The sequence below is a fragment of the Rothia sp. P100 genome (genome assembly GCF_023712425.1).
Classification (GTDB): domain Bacteria; phylum Actinomycetota; class Actinomycetes; order Actinomycetales; family Micrococcaceae; genus Rothia; species Rothia endophytica.
The window spans coordinates 107,570-126,336 of record NZ_JAMAYG010000004.1; the positions used below are offsets into that span (position 1 = coordinate 107,570).

The following is an 18,767-nucleotide window of genomic DNA, read 5'->3' on the forward strand; positions in this document are numbered from 1 at the left end:
GACTCTGGTCTAGCCGCCTAGAAATTGAAAAACGTGAGAAAATAGACCCGCACCAAACCTAAGACCTTTCCCTCAAACCGTGCTTAAAGGCGCCAAAAGTGGCAAGATAAGCATGGAGACTTTTTGCCGTACACCGGCAAACAACCAACAGGAAGTAGCAAACTCAATGGCTTTCAATAAGATTGCACAGGACCGCCCTCGCGTTCTCATCGTCGGTGGCGGCTACGTCGGTTTCACCGTCGCTCAGAAGATTCAGAAGGTTATCAAGGAATCCGGTGGCGTTGTCACCGTTGTAGACCCCAACCCCTACATGACCTACCAGCCCTTCCTTCCCGAAGTAGCTGCTGGTTCCATGGAAGGCCGTAACGCAACCGTTCCCCTGCGTCAGCATCTGCGCGATTCCGAAATCATTGGCGGCCGCGTTGTAGCTATCAACCACGCCACCAAGACCGCCACCATCGAACCCATCAACGCTGGCGAGAACTTTGAACTGACCTACGATGAAATCGTCATCGGTGCAGGTTCAGTAACCCGTGCCTTCCCCATCCCCGGTCTGGCAGAAGTTGCCATCGGTATGAAGACCATTGAAGAAGCTGTTTCTGTTCGCAACTGGGTACTGGAACGCATCGAAGTTGCTTCTCTTGAAATTGATGAAGACGCCCGCCGTCGCGCCCTGACTTTCGTCATCGTTGGTGGCGGTTTCGCTGGTGTTGAGACCATCTCAGAACTCGAAGATATGGCTCGCGAAGCTGTTAACCGTAATGAGCGCTTGCGCGTTTCTGACATCCGCTTCGTGATGGTTGAAGCGGCCCCCCGCATCATGCCCGAGGTCCCCGCAGACCGTGCTGAGAAGGTTGTTGCTGAACTGCGCGGCCGCGGCATCGAAGTTCTGCTCAACACCTCGCTATCAGATGCAACCGACGGTCACCTGCAGCTCATCAACATGGGCGACAAGTCACCTGCCGGTGAACTGGACACCGACACCCTCATCTGGACTGCAGGTGTCGCAGCCTCTCCCATGCTGAAGAACACTGATTTCCCCATCGATGAGCGCGGTCGTGTGCGTGTAGGCGCTGACCTTCGCATCACCGGCGACGAGGGTGTTATCGAAGGCGCTTGGGCTGCAGGCGATAACGCTGCTGTTCCCGACCTCACCGGTGGCGGCGTGGGTGGCTTCTGCGTACCTAACGCTCAGCACGCCTCCCGCCAGGCAGTCAAGCTGGCTGAAAACCTGCTGGCTAATCGCCGTGGTGAGTCACTGACCGACTACTACCACGAGACCATCGGCGTTGTTGCTGGTCTGGGTCTGTGGAAGGGCGTTGCTAACTTCAAGGGCAAGACCATCGGCGGCCCCCTGGCTTGGATCATGCACCGCGGCTACCACGGTACCGCAATCCCCACCACCGAGCGCACCGCACGCGTCATGGCAACCTGGGCTCTCAACCAGATCTTCGGTCGAGACACCTCCTCAATCCGCCACCAGCGTTCACCTCGCCGCGCTTTCCAGGAAGCAACCGGTACTGCACCTGAAAAAGAGAAGGCACGTCTTTAACCTTTTTCTGGTATAAATAATGGGTGCCCGCATTGTGCGTGCGGGCCCTGTGCGCCCCTATAGCCCAATTGGCAGAGGCAGAGGACTTAAAATCCTTGTGTTCTGGGTTCGAGTCCCAGTAGGGGCACCACACTGAGACCCGGTGCTAGTAGCATCGGGTCTTTTGCATAGCAAGAATCTTTTACCCTTTTCGTATGTAACTGAAAGCCCAGCATGACTAGCCCACGCCTTTTTGCCGTAGACCTTGACGGAACTCTTCTCACCGATACTAAAACGTATAACCATGAGCAATTGGACCGCGTTCTTGAGCTGATGGCTGCGGAGGGGTCGCACTTGGCGATTGCCACTGGAAACCAAATGCCCAAGGTTGATGAGTACCTGGCAGGGCACGAGCATCACGCCAACTTGCACTACATCGCAGAAAACGGTGCCATCATCCACAACCAGGGTAAAGATTTGGCCCTCTGGGGTTTTAGCCCCCAACTGGTGCATGACACCCTGGAGGCTTTGCAGCAACACCTCAAGCTAGGCATTATTGTTTCTTGCCGTCACCATTCGTATATCCCAGCAGACCGCCTTGACACCATTTCGACAATCGTTCACTCGTACCTCTCTGCTACTGGCATGGAAATACCCGGTTATGATCCCGCTGACCCTCTCACCGTGATTCGTCCCTTCTACCCCAACGTTGAGGCAATTGACGATGTACAAGCCATTAAGGACACCGTAGTTAAGGTTGCCCTCAACACCGATTCTTCTGCTGATGTTTATGAGACGATGAGTATCCTGCATCAGACCCTGCCTGAGGGCGTTACTCCTACCTCATCTGGTTTTGGGGCGATTGACCTGATTCTTACCGGCAATCATAAAGGCCGTGGTCTGGCATGGCTAGCTAATCATTTGAGCATTCCACAGAGCCAAACCATAGCCTATGGGGACTCAGGGAATGACCTTGAAATGTTCCAGTACGCCGCCACCGCCATCGCTATGGAAGAAAGTGATCCACGTCTTCTACCTGAAGCAGATTTTAGTATTGGTAGCAACCAAGACGGCGCGGTGCTAGATCATATCGAAGCGACGCTTACTGCCCCTTAGCCTGAAAATTGCCTGGGGAGTGTATAGCCCAGAGAAAAATACCCAGCAAAGAAGCATACTTTTCGGTAGGCTAACAAGTAACGTTTCCACGACTACCATTAGGAGAACACAGCCGTGGCAGGTAACCCACTTCTCAACAGCATGACTAAGCCAAAGGGTGATCCCCGCTTTGGTCAGTTCGGTGCTGGCGGCACCTCAGCCGCTCACCCCTACGGTCAGCAGACCTACGGTAACTACCAGCAGCCTCAATATGGGCAGAACCCTTACGGTCAGCAGCAGCACGCTCAACCGACTGCAGAAGAGCTGAACCAGATGTACGGTGCTGGTACCGCAGGGCCCGCAGATACCAACCGTTTGACCATTAACGATGTCATCGTCAAGACCGGTCTCAACCTCGGTATTGTTGTGCTGGGCGCGGTCATTGGGTGGGCATTCCCTGCTCTGATGTTTGTTGGCATGATTGCCGGACTGGCACTGGGCATTACCAACGCAGTGAAGAAAAAGGTCTCACCTGCTCTGGTTATGGCCTACTCCTTTGCGCAGGGCCTGCTCGTAGGCGGTATCTCTGGTCTCTTCGAAACCATGTACCCCGGTATCGTGGTCCAGGCTGTTCTAGCAACCCTCATTGTCTTTGCCACGGTGCTGACTCTTTACTCTTCAGGCAAAATTCGTGCCACTGCTAAGATGACCCGCTTCTTCATGATTGCGACGATCTCTTACCTAGTTTTCGCTCTCATTAATCTGGGCTCAGCACTCTTCTTTGGTTTCGATATGCGTAGCGACATCACCATCATGGGTATCCCCCTGGGTCTCATCATCGGTCTCTTCGCCGTGCTACTGGCGACCTACTCGCTGCTGCTTGACTTCACCAACGTCAGTGAAGCAGTGAAGATGGGTCAGCCTGAGCGCGAATCCTGGCGTCTTGCCTTCGGTCTGATCGTCACCCTCGTGTGGCTCTACATCGAGATTCTGCGCGTCGTTTACTTCGTGCGATCCATGGCAGATAACTAAACCATAATTCAGTACCAGAAGGGGGAGGGAGAAGCGTTGAGCATCCCTCCCCCTTCTCGCGTACAAGTTCCTTTATCGCCGGTATATGAGATACCTAGAATAAGCACGAGATAATCATGGGAAGATAAAAATATGAGTGTACAAGTCCCCGACACCAGAAGCAGAGATACCCAAGAGCCCTCTGCCCACTATGTTTCACCCGCACTTAAAATAGCGGCTGGCTGGTCCTGGCGTCTCCTCGTGGTGGGTATCGCCGCAGCTGCGCTCTACTGGATGTTCTCCAAGATCTCGCTGATCGTCATTTCTATCATGATTGCCGCGCTTTTGGCAGGGCTCGTGGCCCCGGTCGTTTACTTCCTGCGGAAAAACAAAATTCATGCAGGTATCGCAACAGCTATCACCGAAATCGGTCTTATTGCTGGCGTCATCGGCCTGCTAACGCTTGTTGGTCAGCAACTTACAGCTGGGTTCTCATCCCTGTCTGATCAGGTGGCAGAGGGCTGGAATCAGTTGGTTGCCCTGCTCAACAACCTCCCCATTGAGCTAGGTGCCGACCGTATTGATGGCTACATTAGCCAGCTCACCGAGGCAATCCAGAACAACACATCCAGCATCATCAGCGGTGTCGCCAGTGTGGGCTCAACCGCCGCTGACATTGGCACCGGCACCGTCATCGTTCTCTTTACCCTCATCTTCTTCCTCATGGAAGGTGAGCGTATCTGGCTTTTCATGGTTAAGCTTTTCCCACGCCGTTCACGCCTTGCCGTCAACGGAGCTGGTCGTCGTGGTTGGAAGTCACTGGTCAGCTACGTGCGCGTACAGGTCTTCGTCGCGGCGGTGGACGCCGTAGGTATTGGTCTCTCAGCCTTCTTCTTGGGCGTGCCGCTGGCTTTCCCCCTGGGCGTCCTGGTTTTCCTGGGTTCCTTTATTCCCGTGGTTGGTGCACTTCTGACCGGTGCTATCGCGGTACTGCTCGCTCTGGTAGCTAATGGACCTATCAACGCTCTTATCATGCTGATCATGGTGCTGATCGTGCAGCAGGTTGAATCTAATATTCTTCAGCCCCTGGTCATGGGTAAGGCCGTCTCTCTACACCCGCTCGCTGTCGTTATCGTGGTCATTGCTGGTTCAACCCTTTACGGTATCGTTGGCGCCCTCTTTGCTGTGCCTGTGCTTGCAGTCGTCAACACGGTGGTGAGATACCTTGCCGGACGAGAGTGGGAGAGGGACCCCGATATTAGACAGAGTGAGTTCCTCTACCCGCACGAAGTAAAACGCCGCAACAAAAAAGCGATTGCTGAAAAAGTTAAGGAACGCTTAGAACGCAAGAAGGAAATAGAAAAGAAGCAGGAAGCTACTGCAGAAGCGGTTGAGACCTCCACCGCCCCTGATTCTTCAGTAGCCCGTTAGCAACCAGCACACAACACAAAGGTAGACATCAGTGGAAGAACTGCCCGTTCAGCTTGCAGATATCCAAAACGCCGCCGACCTGCTCGAAGGCGTTATTGAGCGCACCCCCGTGGCTCACTCCCGTGCGCTCAGTGAGATTCTAGGGACCGAGGTCTTTCTCAAGTGTGAGAACCTGCAACGATCCGGTTCTTTCAAGGTACGCGGGGCCTACGTCCGTATGGCACAGCTCAGTAGCGCTGAGAAAGCGCTGGGTGTCGTAGCAGCATCAGCGGGCAACCACGCCCAGGGTGTAGCCCTCGCGGCCTCGCGCCTGGGGATTGAGGCCAGAATTTATATGCCGCGCGGTGCGGCCCTGCCCAAAATCGCTGCAACTCGTAGCCACGGTGCTGAGGTGATTTTGCACGGCAACACAGTGGACGATGCTCTCGCAGAAGCCAAGCTGTATGCCCAGCAGACCGGTGCGATTTTTGTGCATCCCTTCGACAACGAGGACATCATCGCTGGTCAAGGAACCCTGGGTCTTGAGATTCTCGACCAGGTCTCTGACGTAGATACTATCTTGGTTGGTGTGGGCGGGGGCGGGCTACTGGCGGGTCTTTCTGTGGCGGTACGCGCCAAGGAGAAGGAACTGGGCAAAAAAATCCGCATTATCGGTGTGCAAGCAGAACACGCTGCTGCCTACCCGCCCTCACTGGCAGCGGATGCCCTAGTACCCCTCAAAAAGGTCTCAACCATCGCTGACGGTATCGCGGTGGGCCGTCCAGGTCAGTTGCCCTTTACTATCATCAAATCCCTGGTGGACGATGTTCATACCGTCTCTGAAGACGATATCGCCCGGGCACTCATCTTCCTTCTTGAACGAAACAAGTTGGTAGTTGAACCTGCAGGTTCTGTACCAGTTGCTGCCCTCATGAGCGGTTCATTGGCCGAGAAGTACGGCGACTTGGGCACCACGGTGTGTCTGCTTTCCGGCGGTAACATTGACCCTATGCTGATGCTCAAGGTCATACAGCGCGGTCTATCAGCGGCAGGTAGGTTCATGACCATCAAACTGATGCTAACTGACCGCCCCGGTGAGCTCACCTCAATCTCCCGTATCATCTCTGAACACGACGCCAACGTAACTGGCGTGGACCACACCCGCTTAGGTGGTGCCCTATCCATGGGCGATGTTTCAATCACCATCGACATGGAGACTAAGGGCGCCGAGCACTGCAAAGAGGTCATCGCTGCTCTAGAGGCTGAGGGCTACCAGCCAATCGTCGTTCAGTAACCTGCTTTTCAGCCTGACATACAACAAGGCCCCGGCGTATCCACCTGTGAGGGTGAAGACGCCAGGGCCTTAGTTTATTGCGAGCTTTTAGCCGGTAAAGGGCTTAGCTGAGATGATCTTAACGGGAATCTGCTTACCGTTGGGTGCTTCGTAGGAAAGTTCATCACCAACCGTGTGACCATTGATGGCAGCACCCATGGGTGACTTTTCACTGAAAACCTGCAGTTCGCTGTCACCTACCAGGGAGTCAGCAACTTCGCGAGAGCCGAGCAAGAAGCTTAGCGCCTTACCGCCGATTTCTGCCTCAATGACCATGCCGGGCTCAACGATACCATCATCAGCAACGGGCTGATCTGAGACCTGGGCGTTGTCCAGCAGATGCTTGAGCTGGGCGATACGGCCTTCGTTCTTGCCCTGCTCCTCGCGGGCTGCGTGGTAGCCACCATTTTCTTTAAGATCGCCTTCATCACGGGCAGCTGAGATGCGTTCTATAATTTCCTGGCGGTAGGGGCCAGAAAGGTGGTCGAGCTCAGCCTGCAGACGGTCATATGCCTCCTGGGTGAGCCAGGCGCCTTCGTTTTCAGCCATTTTTCCTCCTTGGGTGCGGCTTTCCAGCTAGGCTGGGCAAGATCCGCTACTAACGAGAGAGGCACCCGCTAACCGGGTGCCGCCCTGAGATGTATGTGACCAATTTTACCCATAGAGGCAGGCGTTGACCTAATGTTCCCCCTGAGCTAAAGAGCTACTTCTGTTCTGGGATCCAACAGGAATCAACGGTCACTGTATGGGCTTCACCAAGTGTGCGTAGAGCTACGGTTTGCACAGAGATTCCGTTGCCGTTTTCATCGGCATAGGGGCCAATAGCAACTTCCTTCCACCCTACCGGCGCTGCTGAAGGGTTGAGAGCCTTGAGCGCGCACACTGCGGTATCTTCAGGGTTTTTGCTGACCTCGAAGGTGACATCAACTTCATTAACACTGGTCAGCGTGAACCCGACGTCCCGAGCTGTAGGCTTATCCTGTGAGGAGATCTGTACCCAAAGGACAAATGCCACGCCCAAAGCAACGCCTAGTGCTGCCAGGGTATACCAGAAAGCTGCGGACATTTTTTTGCGTTGGGTGCGTTGACCATAGCGTTTAGAAAGGGTGGGTGCGGTCATTGTGCTCATTCATCTGGGGTAATACTGGGGTTTATGGTGCTCGGCTCTTTCGCTAGAATTGAGCACAGCAAAACAGCGGGTCACCACTCCTACGATACCGTTTCTCATTCACCGATTCACCTCCTAGCGCCGAAAGCATCATGATGAATACACCTCAGTCACAACCTCTCTTTGTTCGCGCGCACCTTGCTCCGCTTGAGGAAGACTACACCGGTTTGCGCATCTTAGCAGTGCATGCTCACCCCGATGACGAGTCCTCTAAGGGCGCCGCTTCCATGGCAGCTTATGTTCAGCGCGGAGCGCGCGTGATGGTTGCATCCATGACAGGTGGTGAACGCGGCGATATTTTGAACGCTGAGGTTGATAGCAACCCGGCAGCTCACCGCGACCTACCGGGAGTTCGACGGTCCGAGATGAAAAAAGCCGCTGAAATTCTGGGTGTAGAGCACCGTTGGGTGGGATTTGTCGATTCCGGTCTCCCTGAAGGTGACCCCCTGCCGCCTTTGCCTTTTGGCTCCTTCGCAACGCTACCCCTTGAACAGGCCGCCGCGCCTCTCATTCGGCTAGTGCGGGACTTCAAGCCCCACGTGATCCTCGCTTACGATGAGATCGGCGGCTACCCCCACCCGGATCACATTATGAGCCACCGGGTAGCTATGGAGGCCTACGATAAAGCCGGAGACTCCACCGCCTATCCGGGGACCGGTGCGCCCTGGGAAGTCTCCAAAATTTATTACGATCGTACCTTCAGCCCTGATCGTATGACGACTTTTCACAACTACCTGGTGGAGCAGGGGCACGAATCACCCTTCGCCCGCTGGGTAGCTGAGGCAATGGAAGGTGACGGCAAGGGGCACACCCCACCGGTTTCCCGCCACAAAACCACCACCCGCATCCTTGCGGCAGATCACTTTGACCAGCGAGATGCAGCTCTACTGGCCCATCAGTCACAGATTGCTCCCGACTCCCTCTTCTTTGCTATCAGCCCCCAGGACCAAAGCAAAATCTGGCCCTTTGAAGACTACGTACTTGCTTTCAGTAGAGTCAGCTCCCAACTGCCAGAAACCTGCTTCGCAGCAGGTATTGATTACGCAGCGCGCTAAGAAGGGTGAGCTATCTTCCCCACCACCTATAATGGGAAGACAGGCTTAAGCGCTTTTTACGTTCCACGACCCTAAGGATGCCCAATCGTGTCATCTCTGACCCTTGCAGCCCTCACCGTTGCAGCAGAAGCGACCCCCACCGTCATCACCACGGTTAACCCTGATGGCACCTTCCGCGGGTCTCCCGGGATCGTCGGTTTCGGAGTGACCTTCGTGCTGGCTGTGGTCATCGTGATGCTGGGTCTTGACCTCACCCGCCGCGCTCGCCGTCTGCGCTATCGGAGCGAATACGCCATTGCCCGTGAAGCTGAGGAGCTAGCGAAGGCCGAGACCGCGGCATCCGCTGCTCAGGTCGCTACCCCTGAAGTGCACCCCACTGTCAAAGATGAAGCGGTGGTAGCGCAGGATCATTTGCGCCGCCCGCACTAGATACCGTGCCCTAAGGTCATAAAAGAAACCTGGCAGCCCCACATGGGGTGCCAGGTTTTTCTTATGCTCCTGGACTAGACAGCGAAAATTGCCAGCATAACCGCAATGTAGTGCAGAATAAAACCGATCACGGTACAGGCATGGAAAAGTTCGTGGAAACCAAAGATGGAGGGGGACATGCGCGGCCACTTGCTGGCGTAAAATATTGCGCCAACGATATAGAAGGCACCGCCTGTGGCAATCAGTATCATGGCGGCAGGTGATACCTGCCAGAAATCACCGAGGAAGAAAACCGCTAAGAGACCCATCACCATGTAGATCGGGGTGTAGAGCCAGCGGGGAGCACCCGTCCAGAGTACGCGGAAGAGCACCACCGATAGTGCACACCCCCAGATTGTCCAGAGCAGGACTGCCTGCTTGGTTCCGCTCAGCAGAGTGAGTGCGATGGGGGTATAGGTGCCGGCAATGAGTAGGGCAATGTTCGCGTGATCCAGCCGCTTGAGCAGCATTCGCGCTTTAGCCGGCCAGAAGCCACGGTGGTACATGCCCGAGACACCAAAGAGCAGCACGCCGGTGAGGGCGAAAACGGCGCAGGCAAGAGCAAGCGGTCCGCCCCCTGAAAGGGCGATGAGGACGATGCCGGCAACAAAGGCCACGGGCGCAAAGGCCGCATGAATCCAGCCGCGCATTTTAGGTTTACCGTTGAGACGGTAGAACTCCATGATTTCGTGCTGGGTTTCGCTAAGACGCTCCATGACCCCGTGGTAACGGTCATGAGGTGCTACCTGATGGCCGGAGGACGGTGAGTTGGTGGTCTTTTCCATATATTTAGTATGGCAGGTATAAATTCTGGTGAAAAGTAGATGCCGGGACGTGCAGTGATCTTGAGCTGTGGGCTGATGGGACAGCGCCCGGCACCAGGGCAAAGGGCTAGAATAGGGTAGTGAAAAACCTCTCTGATCGGTCAGGAGCCAGCATGAAACTACCTCAACCCCTCTACACGGTGTATGAGCGGTCGCTGGCGGCCTCCTTGCCAGTTGAAAAGTTGCCCCAGCACATCGGTGTTCTGGTGGACGGTAACCGCCGTTGGGCGGCTTTGTCAGGTCAAAGCACCAAGCACGGGCACCAGGCCGGCGCTGCGCGCATTATCGAATTTTTGGGGTGGTGCACTGAGCTTAGAATTCCGATGGTCACCCTCTACATGCTTTCAACCGAGAACCTCAAACGAAGCAGCGAAGAGCTCACTGACTTAGTGGAGGTTATTGAAGGGTTTATCGGTCAGTTGGCTGATTCTGGGCTGGCCCGCATCCGAGCGGTGGGTCAGCTGGAGTCGTTGCCAGATAGCCTGAGATCTGCCTTTGAATGTGCAACTGCGCAGACCGAAAACGTGCAGGACCTGCAGGTGAATGTGGCGGTGGGCTACGGCGGCCGCCAGGAAATCGCCGACGCCGTGCGTGGCCTTCTGCGAGAGGCTGCTACCAGGGGTGCGTCCCTGGCAGAGCTCTCTGAGAGTATCACTATTGACGATATTTCCCGCCATCTCTACACCAGCGGTATGCCGGACCCCGACCTGCTGATTCGTACCTCCGGTGAGCAACGACTTTCGGGCTTTATGACCTGGCAGTCCGCCTACTCGGAGTTCTACTTCTGCGAGGCACTCTGGCCGGACTTCCGCCGCGTTGACTTTCTGCGCGCTCTACGTGACTACGCCCAGCGGCAACGCCGCTTCGGCTCCTAGAGCCCGATGCTGACAATCATTGCGGATTTCGCCGCCCGGGGGTTGAACGGGGACTGGCGTGCTGGCGCCTCAGCCCTTCTGCTGGTGTGGGTGCTGGGTTACTTTCTGGTCACTGCCTGGAAGCTCTGGGCTATCGATGTGAGGGAACACCGCCTGCCGGACCGACTGGTGCTACCCATGTATGCCGGAGTGGGAGCGCCTCTCTTTGCTGTTGCCTTTCTGGGGTCAAACACCTTTAACGATGCCCGCGAGATAGCCTACAGCGGGATGCTGATGATGGGCTTCTACTGGGTGATGCGTCTAGCCTCCCGCCGCGCTCTGGGCTTCGGCGACGTTAAGCTCGCCGGTGTGCTGGGCATGCTCTTGGGCTTTTTCTCACCCACTAACCTGCTGTGGGGTAACGTGCTTATCTTCTTATTCGGTGGGCTCTGGGCACTGACTCTGGTCATCGCCCGCCGTGCCAACACCAAGACTCATATCGCTTTTGGTCCTTTCATGCTGCTGGGCACGGCGCTGGCAGTATTCTTCCCCGCCTGACTCCTGCATCCTACGAAAGGGGCGCTCATGCCCACTCCAGAATTTATTACCTCCCTGCGAGAGAAAATCGGCAGTGAACTGCTCTGGCTCTCCGGCGCCACTGCCGTCATCCAGCGCGATAGCGGGGATATTCTGCTGGTGCGACGCTCCGATAATGGCAATTGGACGCCGGTCACCGGCATTGTAGACCCTGGGGAGAACCCCGCGCTAACCTGCCTGCGGGAGGCGCAAGAAGAAGCCAACGTAAAGATTGAGGTGGTCGCCTTTGCCCAGCTTAAGGCTGACCCTCCTCAGCAGTTCACCAATGGCGACCGCTGTCAGTTTTTAGACCACACCTTCTACTGCCGTTACATTTCGGGCGAAGCGCGCGTCAACGATGAAGAGTCCAGCCAGGTGCGCTGGGTGCCGGTAGAACAGCTCGCTGATTATTGCGGGGCGCGTATGTTAGACCGTATTGACGCTGCCCTCAACTATCGGGACGGTGCACGGTTTGGTTTCGAGGCTGTCTAAGAAGATTCGATGGTGCTAGCCCAAGGCTCTCGTTGGAGGCCAGCCTAGCCTAGCGAAAAAGAAAGCACGGTGCTCATCTGCTGTGGTTTGGCAGGCGCGCACCGCGCTTTCCCTTGAAGGGCTGGTAGAGGCCGGGGAGGGCTTAGAAGTTGCCCAGCATCTTGGTGACGTCCAGGGCCTCGTCTAGCTGAGCCTCGGTCACTTCGCCGCGCTCCACGTAGCCCAGGGCAATGACAGCCTCGCGCACGGTGGTCTTGTTAGCCACCGAGTACTTAGCGATCTTGGCTGCTGCCTCGTAACCAATCAGCTTGTTCATAGGGGTCACGGTAGAGGGGGAGGCCTCTGCCAGGAAGCGGGCACGCTCCACGTTAGCTTCAAGACCGTTAATCATTTTGTCAGCCATAACGCGTGAGGTGTTGGCCAGCAGACGGATGGACTGCAGGAGGTTAGCCGCCATGACGGGTATGCCCACGTTGAGCTCAAAGGCGCCGTTGGTAGAGGAAAGGGCGATGGTGGTGTCATTACCGATGACCTGGGCTGCTACCATGATGGCGGCTTCACAGATCACGGGGTTGACCTTGCCGGGCATAATCGAGGAGCCGGGCTGCAAATCGGGGATGTGCAGTTCGCCCAAGCCGGTGTTGGGCCCTGAACCCATCCAGCGAATATCATTGTTGATCTTCATGAAGGAGTAGGCGATGTTGCGCAGCTGGCCGGAGGCTTCAATCAGGCCGTCACGGTTTGCCTGGGCTTCAAAATGGTTGCGCGCCTCGGTCAGGGGCAGACCGGTTTCTTCCGCCAGAAGTTCAATGACGCGGGCGCTAAAGCCGTCAGGGGTGTTAATGCCGGTTCCAACAGCGGTACCGCCCAAAGGGACCTCTGCGATGCGAGGCAGGGAGGCGTGGATTCGCTCAACACCGTAGCGTACCTGCGCTGCGTAGCCGCCAAACTCCTGGCCCAGGGTCACGGGGGTCGCGTCCATCAGGTGGGTGCGGCCGGACTTAACGACGTCCTTGAACTCCACAGCCTTGCGCTCAAGTGACTCAGCAAGGTACTCAAGAGCGGGCACCAGATCTTTGATCAGCGCTTCGGTCGCTGCCACGTGTACAGAGGTGGGGAAGACGTCGTTAGAGGACTGGGACGCGTTGACGTGGTCGTTGGGGTGCACCTCAGCCTCGGAGCCTTCAAGCTCACGGTTGGCAAGGGTTGCCAGTACCTCGTTGGTGTTCATATTAGACGAAGTGCCAGAACCGGTCTGAAACACATCGATGGGGAAGTGTGCATCGTACTCACCGGCGGCGACCAGGTCTGCGGCCTTCTGGATAGCGGTGGAGCGCTCAGCATCGAGTACGCCCAGTTCTTCGTTAGCCTTTGCAGCGGCTTTCTTGATGAGGGCCAGGGCGCGGATGTGGGCAGACTCCAGTGTCTGACCTGAGATGGGGAAGTTTTCCACGGCACGCTGGGTTTGCGCGCGGTAGAGGGCATCTACCGGTACGCGGACTTCGCCCATGGTGTCGTGTTCAATGCGGTATTCAGTGTTTTCAGCCATACCCACGATTTTAGTACGAAGCAGTGACGCCTGTCGCATTGGAGCGCAACATGACGGCAGAAAACCATGCCGCAGGATTAATCGGTGATGCTGGGGGAGCTGGAGTAGACCAGCTCGGCCTTACCGTCGGAGAGGTGGTAGAAGACGCCAATGACAGCCACGGTTCCACCCTCGACTGCCTCACGAATGATGGCTGACTGCTCGGCGATGCGGGCAGCGGTCTGGCGGGTGTGTTCAATGACCATCTCGTTGATGGTGGCATCATCGGGCAGATCGGGAGAGATTACCGATGGCAAGATGCCTTCGACGAGGTTGCGGATGAACCCTGGAGGCATGGTGCCAGAAATCAGTGAATTACGGGTGGCAGTGACTGCGCCGCAGGAGTCGTGCCCCAGCACCATGATGAGGGGGATTTCGAGTTCAGCTGCTGAGTATTCAAGGGAGCCCAGCACCGCATCATCGAGCACCTGACCAGCGGTACGCACCACAAACGCATCTCCCAAGCCCAGATCAAAAATGATTTCGGCGGCTAGACGTGAATCCCCGCAGCCCAGAATAGCGGCAAAAGGGTGTTGTCCGTTGACTAGCTCAGCACGCCGGGCGGCGTCCTGGCGGGGGTGGGAGCTGGTGTTGGCCACGAAGCGTTCGTTGCCTTCTAACAGTCGCTTCCAAGCTTGCTGCGGTGTTGCAATCAGGCTCACAATGTTCTCTTCTCTACGAAGCAGTGTTTCTAGGGTCTAAGCTAGCAAGCTAAGCTACCAAAAATAGTATGACACACCTAACTTTTATTCAATGCCGCTAGAAGGAGTGGGCGAGGCAGTAGAAGACGGAGCCTTCAGGTAAGCGACCGTTGCTTCTGCCAGAGATTCAAATTCGGGAGCTTCTGCTTCACCCATCATGATGACCGTAGTGCCTTCAAGCTCTCCGATATAGTTGGTGGTGATCTTATTCTTATCATCAGGGTCAACCTGGGAGCGCACTTCCCACTCAGTCCCCGCCATCTGAACCTGCGCTTCGGGCACTGCATTGCCTACCTGTTGCGCAACCCAGGTGGGGTTGGCGTCCTGAGCCTGGACCAGCTCGATGAAATGGTTGCTGGGGGTCACCTGACCGCTGGACCAGTAATTGATGCCGTCTGCAGCGCCGGTGTTCCAGCGAGCGTAGTTGTAGTGCCAGCCTTCCTGCTCGGCCGCAGCCACGTGGTAACCGGCCTCACGGCTTGCTTCGTAAGCAACGACCGGCACATCTACGGTGGGCCGGTAGGGGTTCTTGTTAGGTTGTGGCATTAGCCAGAGCACGGGGATGATGAGCAGCAACATCACCACCATCGAAATAATCATGTTTCTCGCCGGAGCGTTAATACGCCTTGCTTGCTTTTCAGTAATCTGAGGCAACACCTGCTCACCACTTTGCGCATCAGAAGACGCGGGGGCGTCGGCAGGCTGCGCTGAGGGATGGAAATCGGGAGTATTGTTCGATGAAGTCACGCTTTCTAGTATGACCTACCAGAGCATAGAAATCGAAGACACCTCTTGCCCATGACCTACCTCACCCTCATCGGGGCTTCCGTAAATGTTCCTTAACAAAGGCTAGAAGAGAGTAGGCTAAATAGAGGCACATAGCCACACCGGGACCAGTATGCCAAGGTGCCCCGGAGCAACAACTCAAAGGTGAGAAGATGATCGAACCCTACATGTCAGACCGTAACCTAGCTCTCGAACTAGTGCGTGCTACCGAAGCCGCAGCCATCGCCTCCGGCCCGCTCGTAGGTGCTGGAGACAAAAACATGGCAGACGGAGCCGCGGTAGATGCCATGCGCGCCCGCCTGAAGACGGTTAACTTCAACGGCACCGTGGTCATTGGTGAAGGCGAAAAAGACGAAGCCCCTATGCTCTTCAATGGTGAGCAGGTCGGTGATGGTAGCGGCGCTAAGTTTGACGTTGCGGTAGACCCAATCGACGGTACCCGCCTCACCGCCCTGGGCATGGATAACGCCCTCTCAGTCATCGCGGTTGCTGAAGGCGGCACCATGTTTGACCCCTCAGCCGTCTTTTACATGGAAAAACTGGTCACCGGCCCCGAAGCCGCCGACATGGTGGATCTACGCCTACCGGTCAAACAAAACCTACACCTGGTGGCTAAAGCTAAAGGCACACATATCAATCAGCTCACCGTCTGTGTGCTCGACCGCCCACGCCACGCCAAGCTGGTTGAAGATATTCGTGCCACCGGCGCTCGCACCCGCATGATTCTGGACGGCGACGTGGCTGGTGCCATTGCAGCCTGCCGCGAAGGCACCGGTGTGGATCTCATGATGGGCACCGGCGGCACCCCCGAAGGTATTGTCGCTGCCTGCGCTATCAAGGCAACCGGCGGCGTCATTCAAGGACGTCTGGCTCCGGTAGATGATGCCGAGCGCCAGAAAGCCCTCGATGCTGGTCATGACCTGGACGCCGTGCTGAGTACCGATGACCTGGTAACTACCGATAACTGCTTCTTCGCAGCTACAGGTATCACCGACGGCAAACTGCTCCGCGGTGTGCGCTATGGTCGCGACACCGTCACCACCCAGTCGCTGGTTATGCGCTCGCTCTCAGGCACCGTGCGACTCATCGAAGCTGAGCACAAGCTCTCACGCTACCTCACCAACGTAGCCGGTATCATGCCCCGCTAATACCATAAACGCCCCAGCCACGTGGCTGGGGCGTTTGTTATGGGTCAACCGCAGTTCTACTTGCCGACCTTGGTACGAATGGTGGCCATCGTTTTCTGCGCGGCCGGTAGCACCTTGGTCTGGGCCAGCTTCTTAGCCTGAGCTAGGCCCTCACGAGCGGCCCGAATACCCTGGTAAGCGCGATAACCCTGAGCTGATACGGACAAATCCCAGGTTCCGGGGAAAGCCACTGATTCGCCGCCAAAAGACTTCTTGAACTGCGTGAAACCTGCCCACTCATGGTTAGGGTCATCATTGGGAGCAATGCCGAAAAGATCCATATATTTCAGGCCCTTCTCCTTAGCATCCATTATGATGGTGGAGAGCAGAGGGTTACCAGCTTTGAGCTTGCGGTGATCAAAGCTAACTGCAGTATGGGCGTAGACACGGGTATCGTCTGAGTCGTAGCAGAGGGAAGCACCGATAGGTTCGCCGTCAACCTTGACGATAAAGAGAGTGGCGGCGTCCTCGGGCATCAAAACCTTAGCCACGTTCATCAGGTAGTCGTCCTGCTGGCGATTAAAGCCAAGGCGCTCTGCGGTCTCGTTGAGGTAGTGCAGAAGAATTTTGACGTCTTCGGGGTTCTGAGACTTCTCAAACGTCACACCCTTTTTATGGATATTGCGGTGCAGGTTTCGGTTGGATGAAATCATGCCCTTGAGAAGTTCATCCTCGGAGAGGGTTAGGTCAATAATTTGGGTATGACCGGGCTGAATCTGGCGGGGGGAGAATTTGAACCCTCGCGCTGCCAAGAAAGCTTCGCCGCTCTGCTGGCCCCAGATCCTGTCGTTAGTTGGCTCCACTCGAATGAACCAGCACTTGTGTTCGGCAGCAACTCTCTTCATATCGGCTATGGCCGCATCAAAGGCTGCAGCATTCTCTGCCTCAGGACCGTAGGGGGAGTAAAGGTAACGCCCTGTGGAGCCACCTTCAACGGTTGCCATGTAGTTCCAGCCTTCGCCCGAACCCCGCACTACCGTGTGCCCATTATGTTCCTGAAGTTTAGCCCAAATATCTGACTGCAGAATGTTACTCATGGCGTTCAGTCTACCGGTTAGGGCACGGAGCAGGTGCCATTGGGTGAGAGCTCACTGGCTAGCTGCGCGCGGAAGGACACAGGTTCAACCGTTACAGCGTCAGAGATTGTGCTTGTATCGGTGTCAGCTATTTCAGAGGTAGAATACCCACCCTGCGCCGTGGTGGCCGTGGGGGCGATACCCTGGGCCGACTCAGAAATCATTTTTTCTACTGCTGCATGGAGCTGATCAAAGTCTGGGTAGGTCGGGAAATCTTCGCTGAAGTAGGGCGGCCCAGCGGCGAACTGAATCAGATCGTAGTCCTTGGACTTCAGCGCCACATCACCCAGCTGGGATAAACCGCTTTGAGGGATATTGGTTTCCACCACCTGCTCACCTGCTGCAGTGATATCGGCGAACTTGGTCAGCACATTAGCAGGGTCAAGCTGCTTGAGCATAGCAGCCTGAACGCACCGCTGGCGTGCCTGACGGTCGTAATCCGAGGCGCCCTCTCGTGAACGGGCATACCAGAGAGCATGGAAACCATCTAGCTTCTGCACACCTGGCTCAATGTAGCCGTCAATGGGGTTGGGCTCACCCGTGAGCTCGTTGGTACCCCCGCCAATGGGAACGTAACCTCCAACATCAATGGTGATCCCACCCAGGGCGTCCACCAGTTGCTCAAAACCGCTCATATCAATCAGTAGGTAGTTCTCAACCGTAATCCCCAAAACCCCTGATACCGCATCCATGGTAGCTTCAGCGCCAGGATCCTCTGCCTCCGGGTACAGGTCAGGGTAGTTAGCGGTGACATCAGGGTAGAGAGCGTTGAGAATACACTCGTCTCCACAGTTGAAGCCCTCTGGGTAAACAGACCAGAGAGGGGAACCCTGCTCGAAGATTGCGTTCTGCAGGTTGCGCGGCACCGAGATGGTGATGGCCTGCCCGGTTGAAGCGTCGATACTGACTACCGTCATAGAATCCGGGCGGCGGCCCACCCGGTCTTCGCCGGCGTCCCCTCCCATGAGCAGAATGTTGTAACGGCCCTCGTTCTCATTCAGCGCGCCGTCAGCGAAGATAGAACCGAGAGCTCCCCTGCCTACCCAAGTGATGTAGGCGCCGTAGCCCAAGCCACCACCGGTGACAAAAATTGCTGCAATCAGGCAAAGGGTTACCAGGGTGCGGTGCTTACCGGCCAGCAGACCTGGACGGATAGCACGCAGAGTATCGAGGAAGAGAAACACCCAGCCTGCGGCTAGAGCCAGCAGGAGGAGGGCGAAGGCGGAGAGAAACCAGGTATTGGTAAACAGCGAAAGCACCATGGTGCGGCGCATCAGCCAAAGCCCCAGCATAAGAATGATGAAAGCCCACACCGTGAGAGTCACGGCCAGTGCCCGCTTTCCTACCACCTTGTGGTCGGTCATCAGTTGAACAGAACCGGGTAAGACCAAAGTGAGCAGCAGAAACAGCCATGCTCTTTTAGACCGCAGGGCAGGTGAAGCTGCTTCTGGGTGATGCAAAGGATCAGTCAGATTGGGTTTGCCCAGATTCTGACCACGGCTACGCATCCCGCTAATCGGATGAACGGGTTGAGAATCACGCTGATCTGACACGATGGCCTCCCCTGGGCTGAACAGCACCAATATGCTCTTTATCTAACAGAGAAAAACTC

General features: G+C 56.1%; 19 protein-coding genes and 1 tRNA gene. 12 read left to right on the forward strand and 8 right to left on the reverse strand.

Annotated features, from left to right (window positions below; all coding sequences use genetic code 11):
• Window positions 1–166: 166 nt before the first annotated feature.
• From M3668_RS09700 to ilvA, 6 genes are all read left to right on the forward strand, one after another.
• Window positions 167–1,552 (forward strand): NAD(P)/FAD-dependent oxidoreductase, encoded by a 1,386-nt coding sequence (locus M3668_RS09700; RefSeq protein ID WP_251380649.1) that lies wholly within the window; start codon window positions 167–169, stop codon window positions 1,550–1,552.
• Window positions 1,553–1,605: 53 nt separating this feature from the next.
• Window positions 1,606–1,682, forward strand: a tRNA-Leu gene (locus tag M3668_RS09705).
• 83 nt (window positions 1,683–1,765) lie between these two features.
• The gene (locus tag M3668_RS09710) at window positions 1,766–2,647 is read left to right on the forward strand and encodes an HAD hydrolase family protein (RefSeq protein WP_251380650.1); all 882 of its coding nucleotides are present in this window, start codon (window positions 1,766–1,768) and stop codon (window positions 2,645–2,647) included.
• 114 nt (window positions 2,648–2,761) lie between these two features.
• The gene (locus M3668_RS09715) at window positions 2,762–3,658 is read left to right on the forward strand and encodes a Bax inhibitor-1/YccA family protein (protein WP_251380651.1); all 897 of its coding nucleotides are present in this window, start codon (window positions 2,762–2,764) and stop codon (window positions 3,656–3,658) included.
• A 132-nt stretch (window positions 3,659–3,790) separates the two neighbouring features.
• Window positions 3,791–5,068: an AI-2E family transporter gene (locus tag M3668_RS09720; RefSeq protein WP_251380652.1), complete on the forward strand. Its 1,278-nt coding sequence runs from the start codon at window positions 3,791–3,793 to the stop codon at window positions 5,066–5,068.
• Window positions 5,069–5,099: 31 nt separating this feature from the next.
• Window positions 5,100–6,341: a threonine ammonia-lyase gene (gene ilvA, locus M3668_RS09725; protein ID WP_251380653.1), complete on the forward strand. Its 1,242-nt coding sequence runs from the start codon at window positions 5,100–5,102 to the stop codon at window positions 6,339–6,341.
• A gap of 87 nt (window positions 6,342–6,428) precedes the next feature.
• Here the strand turns inward: ilvA and greA are convergent, their stop codons facing one another.
• Both greA and M3668_RS09735 read right to left on the reverse strand, forming a co-directional pair.
• Entirely contained in the window at window positions 6,429–6,929 is a 501-nt protein-coding gene (gene greA / locus M3668_RS09730; protein ID WP_251380654.1) for a transcription elongation factor GreA, read from the reverse strand.
• Window positions 6,930–7,083: 154 nt separating this feature from the next.
• Window positions 7,084–7,500, reverse strand: coding sequence for a DUF4307 domain-containing protein (locus M3668_RS09735; RefSeq protein ID WP_251380655.1), 417 nt, complete (start codon window positions 7,498–7,500; stop codon window positions 7,084–7,086).
• Between the two features lie 143 nt (window positions 7,501–7,643).
• Here M3668_RS09735 and mca point away from each other — a divergent pair, with 143 nt between their 5' ends.
• Together mca and M3668_RS09745 are read left to right on the forward strand one after the other, a co-directional pair.
• On the forward strand, window positions 7,644–8,603 hold the full coding sequence (gene mca / locus M3668_RS09740) for a mycothiol conjugate amidase Mca (RefSeq protein ID WP_251380874.1): 960 nt from the start codon (window positions 7,644–7,646) through the stop codon (window positions 8,601–8,603).
• 87 nt (window positions 8,604–8,690) lie between these two features.
• On the forward strand, window positions 8,691–9,032 hold the full coding sequence (locus M3668_RS09745) for a hypothetical protein (protein WP_251380656.1): 342 nt from the start codon (window positions 8,691–8,693) through the stop codon (window positions 9,030–9,032).
• Window positions 9,033–9,106: 74 nt separating this feature from the next.
• On the opposite strand, the gene trhA is transcribed toward M3668_RS09745, so the two are convergent.
• Window positions 9,107–9,856 (reverse strand): PAQR family membrane homeostasis protein TrhA, encoded by a 750-nt coding sequence (gene trhA / locus M3668_RS09750; protein WP_251380657.1) that lies wholly within the window; start codon window positions 9,854–9,856, stop codon window positions 9,107–9,109.
• A gap of 152 nt (window positions 9,857–10,008) precedes the next feature.
• Between trhA and M3668_RS09755 the strand changes: the two genes are divergently transcribed.
• Genes M3668_RS09755 through M3668_RS09765 form a run of 3 tightly spaced genes read left to right on the forward strand, consistent with a single transcriptional unit; the run spans window position 10,009 to window position 11,817 of the window.
• Window positions 10,009–10,770 (forward strand): isoprenyl transferase, encoded by a 762-nt coding sequence (locus tag M3668_RS09755; RefSeq protein ID WP_251380658.1) that lies wholly within the window; start codon window positions 10,009–10,011, stop codon window positions 10,768–10,770.
• Between the two features lie 6 nt (window positions 10,771–10,776).
• Window positions 10,777–11,307: a prepilin peptidase gene (locus M3668_RS09760; RefSeq protein ID WP_251380659.1), complete on the forward strand. Its 531-nt coding sequence runs from the start codon at window positions 10,777–10,779 to the stop codon at window positions 11,305–11,307.
• 27 nt (window positions 11,308–11,334) lie between these two features.
• On the forward strand, window positions 11,335–11,817 hold the full coding sequence (locus M3668_RS09765) for an NUDIX hydrolase (RefSeq protein ID WP_251380660.1): 483 nt from the start codon (window positions 11,335–11,337) through the stop codon (window positions 11,815–11,817).
• A 142-nt stretch (window positions 11,818–11,959) separates the two neighbouring features.
• Here M3668_RS09765 and M3668_RS09770 read toward each other — a convergent pair whose 3' ends face one another.
• The 3 genes from M3668_RS09770 to M3668_RS09780 form a co-directional block, all read right to left on the reverse strand.
• The gene (locus tag M3668_RS09770; protein ID WP_251380661.1) at window positions 11,960–13,366 is read right to left on the reverse strand and encodes a class II fumarate hydratase; all 1,407 of its coding nucleotides are present in this window, start codon (window positions 13,364–13,366) and stop codon (window positions 11,960–11,962) included.
• A 77-nt stretch (window positions 13,367–13,443) separates the two neighbouring features.
• Window positions 13,444–14,067: a carbonic anhydrase gene (locus M3668_RS09775; protein WP_251380662.1), complete on the reverse strand. Its 624-nt coding sequence runs from the start codon at window positions 14,065–14,067 to the stop codon at window positions 13,444–13,446.
• A gap of 84 nt (window positions 14,068–14,151) precedes the next feature.
• Window positions 14,152–14,853 carry a DUF4245 domain-containing protein gene (locus tag M3668_RS09780; RefSeq protein ID WP_251380663.1) on the reverse strand — a complete coding sequence of 234 codons (702 nt, stop codon included), beginning with the start codon at window positions 14,851–14,853 and terminating at the stop codon, window positions 14,152–14,154.
• A gap of 191 nt (window positions 14,854–15,044) precedes the next feature.
• Between M3668_RS09780 and glpX the strand changes: the two genes are divergently transcribed.
• Window positions 15,045–16,040 (forward strand): class II fructose-bisphosphatase, encoded by a 996-nt coding sequence (gene glpX, locus M3668_RS09785; protein WP_251380664.1) that lies wholly within the window; start codon window positions 15,045–15,047, stop codon window positions 16,038–16,040.
• Window positions 16,041–16,096: 56 nt separating this feature from the next.
• On the opposite strand, the gene M3668_RS09790 is transcribed toward glpX, so the two are convergent.
• Window positions 16,097–17,116 (reverse strand): lipid II:glycine glycyltransferase FemX, encoded by a 1,020-nt coding sequence (locus M3668_RS09790; RefSeq protein ID WP_251380665.1) that lies wholly within the window; start codon window positions 17,114–17,116, stop codon window positions 16,097–16,099.
• A gap of 17 nt (window positions 17,117–17,133) precedes the next feature.
• Window positions 17,134–18,708: an LCP family protein gene (locus tag M3668_RS09795; protein ID WP_251380666.1), complete on the reverse strand. Its 1,575-nt coding sequence runs from the start codon at window positions 18,706–18,708 to the stop codon at window positions 17,134–17,136.
• Window positions 18,709–18,767: the final 59 nt, after the last annotated feature.